The 13,512-nt window shown below is 31.3% G+C and carries 16 protein-coding genes; 3 read left to right on the top strand and 13 right to left on the bottom strand.

Features of this window, described 5'->3' with window-relative positions; genetic code table 11:
• Window positions 1-48: 48 nt before the first annotated feature.
• From fliY to aroQ, 8 genes are read right to left on the bottom strand one after another with little or no spacing between them, the layout of a single operon-like run.
• Window positions 49-891: a flagellar motor switch protein FliY gene (gene fliY, locus FBF21_RS00575; protein WP_002858804.1), complete on the bottom strand. Its 843-nt coding sequence runs from the start codon at window positions 889-891 to the stop codon at window positions 49-51.
• Window positions 888-1,967: a flagellar motor switch protein FliM gene (fliM, locus tag FBF21_RS00580; RefSeq protein ID WP_002851710.1), complete on the bottom strand. Its 1,080-nt coding sequence runs from the start codon at window positions 1,965-1,967 to the stop codon at window positions 888-890. The genes fliY and fliM overlap by 4 nt, the downstream gene beginning before the upstream one ends.
• On the bottom strand, window positions 1,967-2,659 hold the full coding sequence (locus FBF21_RS00585) for an RNA polymerase sigma factor FliA (RefSeq protein ID WP_002851943.1): 693 nt from the start codon (window positions 2,657-2,659) through the stop codon (window positions 1,967-1,969). The genes fliM and FBF21_RS00585 overlap by 1 nt, the downstream gene beginning before the upstream one ends.
• Window positions 2,640-2,996 (bottom strand): membrane protein, encoded by a 357-nt coding sequence (locus tag FBF21_RS00590; protein WP_002851727.1) that lies wholly within the window; start codon window positions 2,994-2,996, stop codon window positions 2,640-2,642. The genes FBF21_RS00585 and FBF21_RS00590 overlap by 20 nt, the downstream gene beginning before the upstream one ends.
• An 18-nt stretch (window positions 2,997-3,014) precedes the next feature.
• Window positions 3,015-3,881, bottom strand: coding sequence for a flagella biosynthesis ATPase FlhG (flhG, locus tag FBF21_RS00595; RefSeq protein ID WP_002851985.1), 867 nt, complete (start codon window positions 3,879-3,881; stop codon window positions 3,015-3,017).
• Window positions 3,874-5,328 carry a flagellar biosynthesis protein FlhF gene (gene flhF, locus FBF21_RS00600; RefSeq protein ID WP_002851941.1) on the bottom strand — a complete coding sequence of 485 codons (1,455 nt, stop codon included), beginning with the start codon at window positions 5,326-5,328 and terminating at the stop codon, window positions 3,874-3,876. The genes flhG and flhF overlap by 8 nt, the downstream gene beginning before the upstream one ends.
• A 9-nt stretch (window positions 5,329-5,337) precedes the next feature.
• Window positions 5,338-5,811, bottom strand: coding sequence for a 2-amino-4-hydroxy-6-hydroxymethyldihydropteridine diphosphokinase (gene folK, locus FBF21_RS00605; RefSeq protein ID WP_002851803.1), 474 nt, complete (start codon window positions 5,809-5,811; stop codon window positions 5,338-5,340).
• Window positions 5,812-5,813: 2 nt separating this feature from the next.
• Entirely contained in the window at window positions 5,814-6,293 is a 480-nt protein-coding gene (gene aroQ, locus FBF21_RS00610) for a type II 3-dehydroquinate dehydratase (protein WP_002852001.1), read from the bottom strand.
• Between the two features lie 90 nt (window positions 6,294-6,383).
• Here aroQ and FBF21_RS00615 point away from each other — a divergent pair, with 90 nt between their 5' ends.
• From FBF21_RS00615 to FBF21_RS00625, 3 genes are all read left to right on the top strand, one after another.
• Complete coding sequence (locus tag FBF21_RS00615) at window positions 6,384-7,613, top strand: metal-dependent hydrolase (RefSeq protein ID WP_002886297.1); 1,230 nt, start codon at window positions 6,384-6,386, stop codon at window positions 7,611-7,613.
• Entirely contained in the window at window positions 7,601-8,497 is an 897-nt protein-coding gene (sppA, locus tag FBF21_RS00620) for a signal peptide peptidase SppA (protein WP_002869921.1), read from the top strand. The genes FBF21_RS00615 and sppA overlap by 13 nt, the downstream gene beginning before the upstream one ends.
• A gap of 78 nt (window positions 8,498-8,575) precedes the next feature.
• A complete protein-coding gene (locus FBF21_RS00625; RefSeq protein ID WP_002851763.1) occupies window positions 8,576-9,607 on the top strand; it encodes a Cj0069 family protein in 1,032 nt (343 codons plus the stop codon).
• A gap of 241 nt (window positions 9,608-9,848) precedes the next feature.
• Here the strand turns inward: FBF21_RS00625 and FBF21_RS09055 are convergent, their stop codons facing one another.
• The 5 genes from FBF21_RS09055 to FBF21_RS00645 form a co-directional block, all read right to left on the bottom strand.
• Entirely contained in the window at window positions 9,849-10,199 is a 351-nt protein-coding gene (locus tag FBF21_RS09055) for a hypothetical protein (RefSeq protein WP_002869920.1), read from the bottom strand.
• The gene (locus tag FBF21_RS09060) at window positions 10,175-10,471 is read right to left on the bottom strand and encodes a hemerythrin domain-containing protein (protein ID WP_002869919.1); all 297 of its coding nucleotides are present in this window, start codon (window positions 10,469-10,471) and stop codon (window positions 10,175-10,177) included. The genes FBF21_RS09055 and FBF21_RS09060 overlap by 25 nt, the downstream gene beginning before the upstream one ends.
• Window positions 10,472-10,643: 172 nt before the next feature.
• The gene (locus FBF21_RS00635) at window positions 10,644-11,300 is read right to left on the bottom strand and encodes a lactate utilization protein C (RefSeq protein ID WP_002857772.1); all 657 of its coding nucleotides are present in this window, start codon (window positions 11,298-11,300) and stop codon (window positions 10,644-10,646) included.
• Window positions 11,293-12,732 carry a LutB/LldF family L-lactate oxidation iron-sulfur protein gene (locus FBF21_RS00640; protein WP_002860571.1) on the bottom strand — a complete coding sequence of 480 codons (1,440 nt, stop codon included), beginning with the start codon at window positions 12,730-12,732 and terminating at the stop codon, window positions 11,293-11,295. Before FBF21_RS00640 ends, FBF21_RS00635 begins: the two co-directional genes overlap by 8 nt.
• Complete coding sequence (locus tag FBF21_RS00645; protein WP_079263620.1) at window positions 12,729-13,469, bottom strand: (Fe-S)-binding protein; 741 nt, start codon at window positions 13,467-13,469, stop codon at window positions 12,729-12,731. The genes FBF21_RS00640 and FBF21_RS00645 overlap by 4 nt, the downstream gene beginning before the upstream one ends.
• Window positions 13,470-13,512 lie beyond the last annotated feature (43 nt).

The following is a 13,512-nucleotide window of genomic DNA, read 5'->3' on the forward strand; positions in this document are numbered from 1 at the left end:
TTTTAATTCGTTTATATTTATTATTCTTAATTTGTAGGCTAAAACTTTTTATCTTAGTTGTTCTAATCTTTCTTTTTTAGAACCAATTTCTGTAATTTGAACGCCGAAGTTACCATCGACAATTACTACCTCGCCATAAGCAATTCTTTTATCCCCAATTAAAATTTCAAGCGGATCGTTTGCAAGTTGATTAAGCTCCACAACTGAACCTATATCCATAGTTAAAACATCTTTTAAAAGCATTTTTTTATTGCCTATACGCACACGAACAGGCAAACGCACATCCATGATAAGATTGATATTTTTAAGCTCTTCGCTAAGCATTATCGCTTTTTCTTCAGTATTGTGATTAGAATCAGTGCTTGTATTTCCTGTTTCAGCAGGTTTCCCGCTTAGGATGTTATGGAGTGTTTGATCCATGGCTAAAGAAACTTGTTCTTCTAAATCGCCTATTTTTACATCATATAAAAATAATTTTTTAAAATCTTTAAAATCTACGCTTTCAGGCACAAATTCACAAGATTCTATGCTAAAATCCATTTTTGGAATGTCTTTTTGGGCTCCTAAGGTTGTAGAAAATGCTGAAATGATATTTTGGATGGCTTCTTTAGCTGCATCCATTTCATCAGGACCTAGTTTATCGTTTTTGGTGATCTCTTCTTCACCCATCATCCATTCACCAATAGCACTCATTAAAACAGCACCAGCTAAAATTCCTATTTTTCCACCATTTGCTATATTAAATATAGCATACACTAAAGGTGCTTTTAAAGTATCGCTTGTATTGACATCAAATTCTTTATATTCGCTAAATTCAGCACTTTTTCCTGTTAAACCTTCAATGGTGCTGATGCATTCATTTGTAAACATTTTTAAAAAATCATTGATCATATTTCTTCATCCTCCTCTTCAGGCTCATCATAAACACTGGCTTTAGCTTTACGCTCTTCTTCGTATTTTTCCAAAATTTCTTTGATTTCATCTTTATCTGTGCGTATAAGTTCTAAAATTTTAATAGATTTTCTAAAACGATGCAATCCAATTTGTGCTAAGAAAACATCTTTTTTATCGATACTTACTATAGCTTTATCGTCTGCTTCTCTATCAAGCCTTAAAATATCGCCTTGTTTAAGTTCTAAAAATTCATGAACATTAATTAAGGTTTTTCCTAAAATTGCCTCATATACCACTTCAGCACGACCGATTAAAGTTTTAAGCTCTTTGTTACGTGATTTTTTGGCTGAGGTTTCACCCATCATAATATCACGGTTTGCTAAACGGCTTAATATACTTTCTAAATGTACTACAGGATAGCAGATATTTACCATTCCGCTTGAATTTCCTATGATGATTTCCATTACTACCATGATAACAATCTCATTTTGAGATACGATTTGCACAACATTTGGACTTGATTCTTTAGCTTCTATACTAGGATAAATTTCAGTTACGGTAGCCCAGCTTTCTTTAAGTCTTTGCATAATGATACGCAAAATAGAATCAAGTAAATTAAGCTCAATATCCGTAAGCTCACGCGAAGCTTCATAGCTATCGCCTTGACCACCTAAAAGCCTGTCTATCATAGGAAAAGCTATGCTTGGATTGATTTCTAAAACACAGTTTCCATCTAAAGGTTTGATAGAAAAAACATTAAAACTTGTTGGGCTTGGCAAAGACATTAAAAACTCTCCATAAGTCATCTGATCGACTGAATGAAGTTTAGTTTCAACAATACTTCTCATCATCGATGAAATTTGAGAGGCTAAATTTCTTGCTAATTTATCATGTATGCCTTTAATCGTCCTAAGTTGTTCTTTTGAAACTCTGTTGGGACGCTTAAAATCATATACAACGATATTTCTTTCATCTTTTTCATCTTTTGAATTTGAGGCTATGGGTGTGTCGGTGTTATCATCGACAACTTCAAGTAGAGCATCAATTTCTTCTTGGGAGAGTATCTCAGCCATTACACTAGCCTTTCTCTAAGTTTTTTAAGAAGTTTTTTGTGAATTTGTGAAATTCTGCTTTCACTGATTTGTAAAATTTCACTGATTTCTTTTAGGCTTAATTCTTCATAATAATAAAGCTGAATAATTAACTGATCGCGCTCTTTAAGATCATCTAGCACTTCGTGAATTTTTTCTAAAAGTTCTTCTTTTTCAATTTTTTCTAAAGTATTGTCTTCATTATAAAGTTCGATTTGCTCATCAATGGGCAGGGTATAGCTAATAGCATGAGCTGTTCTTACTTCTTTGATTTTTTCTACATCTAAATCAAGTTTTTTGGCTAGATACTCATCATCAGGTTCGCATTCATGTTCTAAAAAATATTCATCCATGATTGCATCAATATCTTTAATAATTTTACGATTATTTCGACTCATTACATCAAGACTTCTAAGATAATCAAGCATAGAGCCATTAACTCTTTTTCTTGCAAAACCCCAGAAGTTATCATTTTGTTCTTTATCGTAACGGCGTGAAAGCTTTATCATTTCTTCAACGCCTATGCTAATAAGATCATTAACATCTATACTTGAAGGCAAGCGTTCTTTTAGTCTAAAAGCCATAGCACGCAGAGCTGGCATGTAAGAAAGCACAAGCTCATCTTGCTCTTTCTTTAGCATTTGTGCATAAGCTTTAGGCGGCTCTTTTAGCATTTCTTCGTCTTTCTTTGAATTCATTTTTCTTTAGCTCTTCTCTTTCTTCATTGAGCTTTTCTAAAATTATATCCATTTTCTTTTCACGAATAACTAAATCGTTGATAATATTATTGCTAGTTTTTTCATAATCGTGTTTATTAAAGATTCTGCCACTAATTTTCTTTACATCTATAAAATTCATAATAGCAATATGAACAAAAACATAAAACATAAAAGTAATAAAACAAGTAAAAATCAGTATATCAAAGGCTTCATCTATACTAATAATGCTAAATGCAAGTCCTATAAAAAATCCACAAACAGTGAAAAATGCTACGTAATTTTCTGGCCTCATAATCTCTTCTCTTTATTGCTAAAATCTTTCAATAATTTTTCTAAAAAAACTTGAAAAACTACGATTTGAAACATTATCAAGCACTTTCCGTTCCAATCTATATAAAAGCTTGGAAGCTAGGGCTTTAATCTCATCACTTGAGGCTGTGTTTTCATCGCTAAATAAAGTTCTTTTTTTAATACTACCACTTACATCTTTAGAAGCGCTTAAATGACCTAAGAATTCTAAATTTAAAGGATTTTTAATGTTTGCATCTGCAACTTTTTTAATATTTTCAAAAACTTTTAAAGCTTCATTTTCATTTTTTACAACATTAAAGAGCATTAGTAAATTTTCTTTTGTCTTAGAAGTTGTTTTTATGGTTGCATACGCATCAGTGATTGCTGCAGGATCAGGAACAGTTACTACTATAACTTCATCAGCCATTTCTAAAAAATTTAAAATATTTCCACCAATACCCGCGCCTGTGTCGATAATAAGAAAATCAAGTTCATCTAAAATACTTGCTTGATTTAAAAATCTCTCGTAAATATTTTTATCATTATATTTTAAAATCTCATCTCCACTTTCGCCTGGGATGAGCCATAAATTTGGCTTAACTTCTATTAAAATGTCTTCCAAGGAGCATTCTCCGCGTAAAACATGCAAGAGATTTTTTTGTATGCGTACATTTAAAATGACATCCAAATTTGCCAAGCCAATATCAGCATCAAAAAGCCCAACTTTATAGCCATTATTTGCTAAAACATTGGCTAGATTCGCGCTAATCGTACTTTTTCCAACGCCACCTTTTCCACTTGTAATAGCTATAAAATGAGTGTTTTGGGATTTTTTGGTTCCATTTTGACTCATGAGATTGCGAAGTTTATTTGCTTGGTTATTCATTATTTTTTCCTTTGTTAAACCCTTCTAAAATACAATGAACTAGAAAATCACTATTGGCTACTTCTAAATCATCTGGCACTTCTTGTCCTATAGAGAAAAAGCTTAGAGGAATATTTGTTTCATAAACAAGAGAGAAGATATTTCCAAAAACCTTTGTTTCATCAAATTTAGTAATAATCAAAGTATCAATATTTAAGAATGAAAAATTTTTATAAATTTCCATTAAATCTTCATGTTTGGTGTTTGCAGAAACCACTAAATTTACATCAATTTCTGCATTTGAGTGCATTAAAAATTCTTTAGTTTTAGCAAGTTTGCTTTGATCGTATTGTGAATTTCCTATAGTATCAACTAAAATTACTTCGCAATTATTTAAGCTTTTTATCGCTTCATCTAAATCCTTTGGTTCTATGCTATCAATAATAGGAAGTTTCATCATTTTTGCATACTGAAAAAGTTGCTCAACTGCACCGATTCTATAAGTATCAAGCGTAATAATACCTGTTTTATAACGCTTATCTCCATAAGCATAGCGAAAAGCTAACTTAGCTAAGGTTGTTGTTTTTCCGACTCCTGTTGGGCCTACTAGCATCATGATTTTTTGTTTTTTTATATCGCTTTCAACACGACAAGGCAAGATATTTCTTAAAAGTGAGTGAAAATATCTTTGAACCGCATCTTTGTTGGTTTTCATAGCAGCTGGCATATTTTCTATAGTTGCTTTCATAATCGCTTCTAGATGATTTTCAAGCATTCCACTTTCTTTGGCTTGTTTATAAATACTTGCAAATTCAGGAGGTATCATAAGATTTTTTCTAGCTTCAGCTTTATCGTCCCACATCATATCTGCAAGAAGATCTATTTTATCATTAAGCTTGTTGATTTGTTTTTCAAATTGCTTTTCAAAATTTTCTATTTTTTTATTATAATTTGGATTAGGGGTGTAATTTTCTAAAGGTGTGTTTGTGACTTTAGAAATTTCATTGCTAACTTCACTTAGTTTTTCTTTGAAATCATCAAAGCCTAGAGTCTTATTTTGATGAGGGTTGATTTTGTTTTGTGGAAAATCTTGATAGGTTTTTTTAGCTAAGTCATTGTTTTTTACAGTGTTTAAATTTGTATTTAAGCGAGTGTTTGAGAAATCCAAGACTACATCTTCATCTTCTTGAGGGATTTGAGATCTAATTTTTTCTTCTGCAAGAGAGGTAGAGGATGGTTTTGGCGAGCTTTTTTTTGCAGGTAAAGATTTTCCTTGTTTTTTTAAGTGTTCTTCATAGTCGCTTTCTTCTATGGCTACCATAACCTCATAAAGCGCACTGCGATTTAAGGTTTTAGGACGAATTTGTTTATTTGTTATAATTAAAGCTTTATCTCCGTAATCTTCTTTTACTTTGGGTATAATTTGTTCTGTATCTTCAACGGTAAAAGTATGTATAAGTTGTCCCATTTATATTCCTTATATCATGCCTAAAGGCAAAATTACACTCACTCTTTCTTTAGCCCCTTTATGAGGCACCTCACACCACTTATCACGCTTGACTTTTTGTGAAAAGTATAAAAGATCTAAATCAAGCGTTCTAGGAGCGTTTTTGAAAGTTCTCTTGCGTTTAAATTTTACTTCATAGTAAAGTAAAACTTTCAAAAGTGCTCGTGCATGCAAATTAGTTTGTATCAACATAACAGCATTGGTAAAATCTTTTTGCTCTTTAAAACCAAAGGCTTCATTTATCAACATAGGAGATGTGGATAAAATTTTAAATCTTTTATCATCCATCATTACTCGAAAAAGCATATCAAATCTTTTTTTTTCGGGCTCTATATTGCTTCCTAAGCCTATAAGAGCTAAATATTTAAAAGATCGTATATTTTGACTAAAAAAAGGAAAAAAACGACTTTTTTCAAAGTGTTTTACTCCTTGAATTTTTAGCATTATTATTTATTCGTTTGTTGTGCTTGTTGCATTGCGCGCAAATTTTTTATTTGTTCGCAAATTTGAATTATACCCATTAAAGCCAAGTGATAGCCAAAAGGACCAAAACCAACAATAGTTCCAGAACATACAGGCGCTATAAGACTTTTTTGACGAAATTCTTCTCTGCGATAAACATTGCTAATATGTACTTCAATTGTAGGCAAAGCTACTGCTGCAATAGCATCGCGAATAGCTACTGAAGTGTGAGTATAGCCTGCTGCGTTGATAATAATTCCATCAACTGTTCCAAGGCATTCTTGAATTTTATCTACGATTTCACCTTCAAAATTACTTTGGAAAAAGTCAAGTTCTACATTGTTTTGCGATGCTGCAAGTTTCATTTGCTCATGAATTTCTTCCATTTTCATAGCACCATAAATTCCCACTTCTCTTACGCCAAGCATATTAACATTTGGGCCTTGGATAATCATTATTTTCATGGATTTAACCTTAAAAATTTATTTTTAACCTTTTATTATAACATTTTAAAAATAAATTTTTGCTACAATGTAATTTTTGAAAGGAAAATCGTGTTTATAGTTACTGCAAGATATCTTTTTTTATGCGATGAAGATTTTACGATACTAGAAAATCAAGCCTTTGTTTTTGAAGATAAAATTTTAGAATTGGGTGAATTGGATAATTTAAGAAAAAAATATCCCAAGGCTAAAATCATCAAAACACCTAAAAATTCGGTTATTTTACCTGCTTTTATAAATCCTCACACACACTTAGAATTTAGTGCAAATTCAACAACTTTACATTTTGGAGAATTTTTAATTTGGCTTAAAAGTGTTATAAATTCTCGTTCCATGTTAAATGCACAGGCCAAAGAAGAATTAATACTTCAAAGCATTAAAAAAATGCAAAAAAGCGGTATAGGCACTATAGGTGAAATTTCAAGTTTTGGGAGTGATTTAGATCCTTGTTTAAAGGCTAGTCAAAAGGGTATGCGTATAGTATTTTTTAATGAAATTTTGGGTACAAATGAAAATCAAGTTGAAGATAAAAAACAAGAATTTTTAAAAAGATTTGAAAATTCTTTGAAATTTAAAAATGATTTTTTTATCCCAGCAATTTCGATTCATTCTCCTTATTCAACTCATCTTAGTTTGGCTCATTTTGCTCTTGATTTAGCTAAAAAGCAAAATTTACTAGTTAGTACGCATTTTTTAGAAAGTAAGGCTGAAAATATCTGGCTTAGAGAGTCTAAAGGGGGTTTTAAAAAATGGCTTGAAAATTTCACACTTCATCCTAAGCCTCTTTATACACCAAAGGATTTTGCTAAACTCTTTAAAGGAGTAAGGACTCTTTTTACGCATTGTGTTTATCTAAAAGAATATGAATGGTTAGATAAAAATTTACATTCTATTACACATTGTGCATTTTCAAATCGCCTTTTAAGTCAAAAAAGCTTAGATTTAAAAACGGCTTTAAAAAGTGGATTAAATATCCATTTAGGAACCGATGGACTTAGCTCAAATATTTCATTGTCCTTACTTGATGAAATGCGCGCGAATTTGCTTATACATAAGAATTTTGATTTATTGGAGTTAGCCTCTAAGCTTTTGCAAATGGTAACACTTTATCCTGCAAGGGCTTTAAATTTAAATTTAGGAGAGCTTAAAAAAGGTAAAATTGCTGATTTTAGCGTATTTGAGCTAGGAGAATGTGATAAAAAGCAAGCTCCTTTGCAGTTTATTTTAAATGCTAAGGAAGTAGATAAATTATTTATAAAAGGAAAAGAATGCAAATTTTAAAATCATTTTTTAAGGCTTTAGGATGCGGTATAAAATTTATCAATACTTATTTTAAAACCTTTGTTTTATTGTTGATTATTATATGGATTTTAATACCTAGTGCAAATTCAAGCTCTAATCTTGCAAATTTAGAACGCATTGATTTAAAGGGTGAAATTTTTGACAGCTCTGCGGTTTTGGAAAAAATTATCAATGCTAAAAATGATAGCAATATCAAAGGAGTGCTTTTTGTTATAGACTCTCCTGGTGGAGCTTTTGCTCCTAGTATGGAACTAGCTCTAGCTATAAAGGATTTAAAAATTAAAAAGCCTGTGCTTGTTTATGCAAGCGGAACTATGGCAAGTGGAAGTTATTTAGCAGGAGTTGGAGCAAATAAAATTTTAGCCAATCCGGCAAGTTTTATAGGCTCTATCGGTGTGATTATGCAAGGAGCTGATTTAAGTGGATTGGCTAATAAACTCGGTATTAAAGAACAAACTATTCAAGCGGGTGAATTTAAAAGTGCTGGAACTTTTGCAAGAGCTTGGAATGAGAATGAAAGAAATTTTTTACAGGGTTTAATTGATCAAAGTTATGATCTTTTTACAGGTTTTGTTGCCAAGGAAAGAGCATTAGATCTTAACAAAAAAGATCAATGGGCAAATGCAAGAGTGTTTTTAGCTGCCAAGGCTAAGGAGCTTGGTCTTATAGATGGGCTTAGTAATTATGAAAATGCTAAAAAGGAGCTTGAAAAACTTGCTAATGTTTCAAATCCTGTTTGGAAAGAAGAAGATAAGATTGATAAATTTCTTAACCGCCTAGAAGGACAAGCATCAAGCTTGATAAGTAAAAGCTTAATCGAAATCGCTTATAAGACTAATAGCAGTTTTATAAACGCTAGATAAAATATATAAATATTTTTATTTAATTTTTGTAATATTTTTATGCAATAATTATTTATATCTTAGATAAGGAGTAAAATAATGAAAAAAAATATTGTTTTTTTCGAAGTTAAAGGTGGGAGTGATAAAGGTGAAGATGGTTATAGAAAAGATACTATGCCTATGGTAAATGCCTTAAAAGCTAAGGGTTGGAATGCTGAGGTGATTTTTTTTGAAGTGGGTAAAAAAGATGAAATTTACAAATATGTAAAAGAAAATTTTGATGGTTATGTTTCTCGCATCAATCCTGGCAATCTTAAAGAAGAAAATGAGTATTTTGATATGTTAAGAAAACTTTGTGCCGATAAGCTTGTAGGTATGCCTCATCCTGATGCTATGATAGGTTATGGTGCTAAAGATGCACTTACAAAATTAGCAGATACTGATCTTGTTCCAAGCGATACTTATGCTTACTATGATATTAAGACTTTTAAAGAAAATTTTCCAAAAAGTTTGGCTAAAGGTGAAAGGGTTTTAAAACAAAATCGTGGCTCTACAGGAGAGGGAATTTGGCGTGTGAGTGTAGAGGGTAATGTTAGTGGAGATAGTTTGCCTTTAAACACAAAAATCAAATGTACAGAAGCTAAGGATAATCATGTAGAACATAGAGAGCTTGGGGAATTTATGGATTTTTGCGAGCAATATATCATAGGTGATAATGGTATGCTTGTGGATATGACTTTTTTACCGCGCATTAAAGAAGGTGAAATCAGACTTTTAATGCTTTATAACACCCCTGTAAATGTAGTGCATAAAAAACCAGCCGAAGATGCTGATGCTTTTTCTGCTACGCTTTTTAGTGGGGCAAAATATCGCTATGATAAGCCAGAAGATTGGAAAACTTTGGTGGATATGTTTTTAGGCGAGCTTCCTAAGGTAAGGGAAAAATTAGGCAATTACGACTTACCATTGATTTGGACGGCTGATTTTATTTTAGATACTGATGAAAAGGGCAATGATAAATATGTTTTAGGCGAGATTAATTGTTCTTGTGTAGGTTTTACTTCTCATTTAGAACTTGCTGATGAAGTAGCTTCAAATATTATTAATATTGTAAGTAAAACTAAGGCTTAGTCTTTAAGCTTAATGTCCATTTTATTATTGTAAAATGGACATTCTTTTTCTATTGTTTTTAAGTTTGAGCTATATTCTATCGAGAAAAAATTTTCACAAAATGAGCATTTTGTATCTTTGGTTAGTATAGGATAGGAATAGTCAAATTTATCCAAAATAAAATATTTTATTTTTTTATCCTTAAATTTCCTTCTTTGTCTAACTTATACTTTATTTATTATTTTAACGCATAAATAGTTAATTAGAAATTTTCTGAATATTTTTTATAAAACTGTATGGCTTCTTTGCATTTTTTACATTTAAATTTTACGCCCTTAAGTTGAATTTTTTGATGAATTCCAAATGATACATCATGCATTTGTTCTACGCATTCGCATGTATAAAGATAAACTGTATTTTCATCATCTTTTTCTTCTTTGACTTCTTCAAAGCTTACTTCCCCATCATCTTCAGAAGTTAAAGAAGATCTTCTGTATTGTTCAACTTTCACATCTTTATAGAGTATATGTTCTAAAAGCCATTTTTTAGAAACTGTGTAAAGCTTCTCTTTTAAATCATTAGTGGTTTTTATGTTTTGTATAAGATAAGACATATCACGAATGATATTTTATGCATGATTTTGTGTTTATTTAAATAAGGATAATGAATTTCTTGCATATAATCTTCTTCATTACTAAAATGTTCTTTCATATAGTTAAAAAGTTCTGTTAAAATTTCTTTGAGTTCTTCTCGTTTTACAAATTTATAAACAGCACTTTCAACCTTGCTTGCAAGTTCACAAAGTTTTTGGTGTTGAATGTCAATCATTGTGTCATGAATACTGTATTTTTCATTCCAAGTTGGAATTAGTTTATCTAAAAGCACCTTCTTTAATTTTTGTATTTAAAATTAATTTAATATATTTGAGTGAAATATTACATAATATTTTATTAAAATATTATTAATTAGAAATTATTTATTTTATTTATATTTGTATAATATAAAAAATATATATAATTAATATTAAAAATTAAGACTTACTGATTCTAGTATAGAATCAGTAAATAATAATATGTGCAATTTGTGGCCCATGAACACCAAAAACAGTGATAAGTTCTATATCTGCTGTTCTTGAAGGCCCTGCTATAAATAAGATATTAGTAGGTAAAATTTCATTTTCTTTTTTTACTAAATTTAAAGCTTCGCTAAGACTTTTAACAACATTTTCTTTTTTAAGCAATACTATGCAAAGTTTAGGTGCAAGGCTTAGCATTCTAGGTTGGGTTTTACTTGAAGGTATAAGTGCAACTCCGTGAGAGCTTACCCCTGCTCTTGCGTGAATGATGGAAAAATCACTATGAAAAACTTCAGATCTTAAATTTTCGATTTCTTTATCAAAGCAAATCTTTTTTTCTGCTTTGATTTGTTCTAAATTTAAATTTAAATCCGCTCCATAAATCATACTTTTAAAGCCATATTTTGCGACAATTTCATTGATTTTTTCTTCTAAGGTATCTTTTGTAGCATTTTCAACGATGTATTTGTTATCGCTCATTTTTTGCTTCATTTCTGTAAGCATATCTTGGGTTGTCTGGATATGTTCTACAGGATCTATACTTTCAATGCGTGTGAAAGTTGTTTCTTTGTAAGCTTTTTTAAGATGTTCTAAAATATTTGCTTTGCTTTTGCTTGAAATTTCATCGATTTTACTCATAGCTTACTCCTTCTAGTTTTTGCACTTCTTTATAAAGATCCATTTTAATTTGAGGTAATTCTTTAAAAGCGTACCATTTTTTAATCACAGGCAAAATGCTTGCGAAATTTTGTACCGTCCAGTTGAAATAATGTGCTTTTGAAAGTGAAAAACGCCATTTATCGCCATTGGTTGCGATATTTTTAAATTGTTTAAAAGCAAAGGCTTCTAGGGCATTGTGATGAACATTATTTGCTCCTAAAGGTGGATTTTTACCTTGTCCTATTTTATCACATCTTAATTTGCGAATAAGATCAGCCAAAGGAATTTGGACTGGACAAACTTCAGAACAACGCCCACAAAGTGAACAGAAATTCAAAATATCTCCTGTATGATCTATACCAAAAATATTAGGACTGATTACTTCTCCTATAGGTCCTGGATAAGTGGTTTGATAAGCATGTCCGCCGATTTGATCATAAACAGGGCAAAAATTCATACAAGCCCCGCATCGAATACAACGCAAAGCCTCATAATAATCCTCATGAGCTAACATTTTAGAGCGATTGTGATCAAATAAAATCACATGTACTTCTTTAGGACCATCTAAATCTCCATTTTTTCTAGGGCCTGTAATGATATTGTTATAAGTTGGTATAAATTGTCCTGTGGCTGAAGGAGTAAGTAAAGAAACCATAGTAGCCGCATCTTCAAAGCTTTCCATGACTTTTTCTATACCACAAAGTGCGATATGAATATCAGGTGCTGTAGTGCACATTCTACCATTTCCTTCATTTTCTATAAGCCAAAAAGCTCCTTCTCTTGACATGGCAAAATTGACCCCACTAAGTCCAAGTTTTAAGCCTTCAAAATCTTTTCTTAAATGTTCTCTAGCCACCGCATTTAAACTTTCGGGTTCATCGTTTTCTAAATTTGCTCCTAATTTTTCTTTGAAAATTTCTCCGATTTCATGGCGGTTTCTATGTATGGCAGGTACAACTATGTGTAAAGGGGGTTCTTCATTAAGCTGTAAAATAAGCTCTCCAAGATCGGTTTCTATAGCTTTTAAACCTTTTTTTTCTAGGTAGTGATTTAGGCCTATTTCTTCACTTGCCATAGACTTGCCTTTTAAAAGCTTGGTGATATTTTTTTCTTTCATGATTTCATAGACGATTTCACAGGCATCTTCATCACTACTTGCCCAATGCACCTTAATGCCATTTTTTGTAGCATTTTTTTCAAATTCTAAAAGTCTTTCTTCTAAGCTCATTAAGGCATTATTTTTAGCTTGCTTAGCTTTAGCTCTTAAACCCTGCCAGTCTTTAAATCTAGCATCAATAACATTGAGTCTATTTTTTTGCAAAGTATGCATGGCAGTCATTAAATTTTCTTGCATTTGTTTGTCATTGAGTTTAATTTGAACGATTTGTTCGTGAGGAATTTTTTGACTCATAGTCTCTCTCCTTCTAAGCGTTTAAGTAAAAAGTCATATAAATGTATGCCTTTTATATCCAAACCCATTCTTTTCATTGTGCCATCTATATTTAAAAGACAACCTCCATCACCACTGATGAGATATTTTGCACCGCTATTTTGTATATCTTTGATTTTGCTTCTTACCATAGCATTTGAAATTTCAGGCTCTTTTACTGAAAAGGTTCCTCCAAAACCACAGCATTCTTCTTCGTATTGAAGTTCTGCTAATTCTACGTTTTTTAGTTTTTTGATAAGATTTTTACTCGCTTGTATGCTTTTTTGCACTCTTAAAGCATGGCAATTAGAATGCCAAGTTACTTTTATAGGTGCACCTTTATCTTCATAATCTACTTTTAAAACTTCATCAAGGTATTGTGAAAGTTCTATCACTCTAGAGCTAAAAGTTTTTATTTTGGAAAATTCAGGTCTGTTTTTAAAAAGCTCTTTATAGTCATGACTCATCATACCCGCACAAGAACCACTGGGTACAACGATGGGATAATCTTTATCAAATAAATCTACATTATATAAAGCGATCTCACGACTTTCATCGAAATAACCTGAGTTAAAAGAAGGTTGGGCGCAACAGGTTTGATTTTTTTTGAAAATCACTTCAATACCCTCACGCCTTAAAAGTTTTATCGCATTTAAAACGCTTTGTTGCATAGCGGCACTTCCTAAGCATGTGGCGTAAAAATACACTTTTTTCATCATTTTTCTCCTTTTAGGATAATTTAGGATAAATATTCTAATCCTG

It is taken from the genome of Campylobacter sp. CFSAN093238 (assembly GCF_012898015.1).
Classification (GTDB): domain Bacteria; phylum Campylobacterota; class Campylobacteria; order Campylobacterales; family Campylobacteraceae; genus Campylobacter_D; species Campylobacter_D jejuni.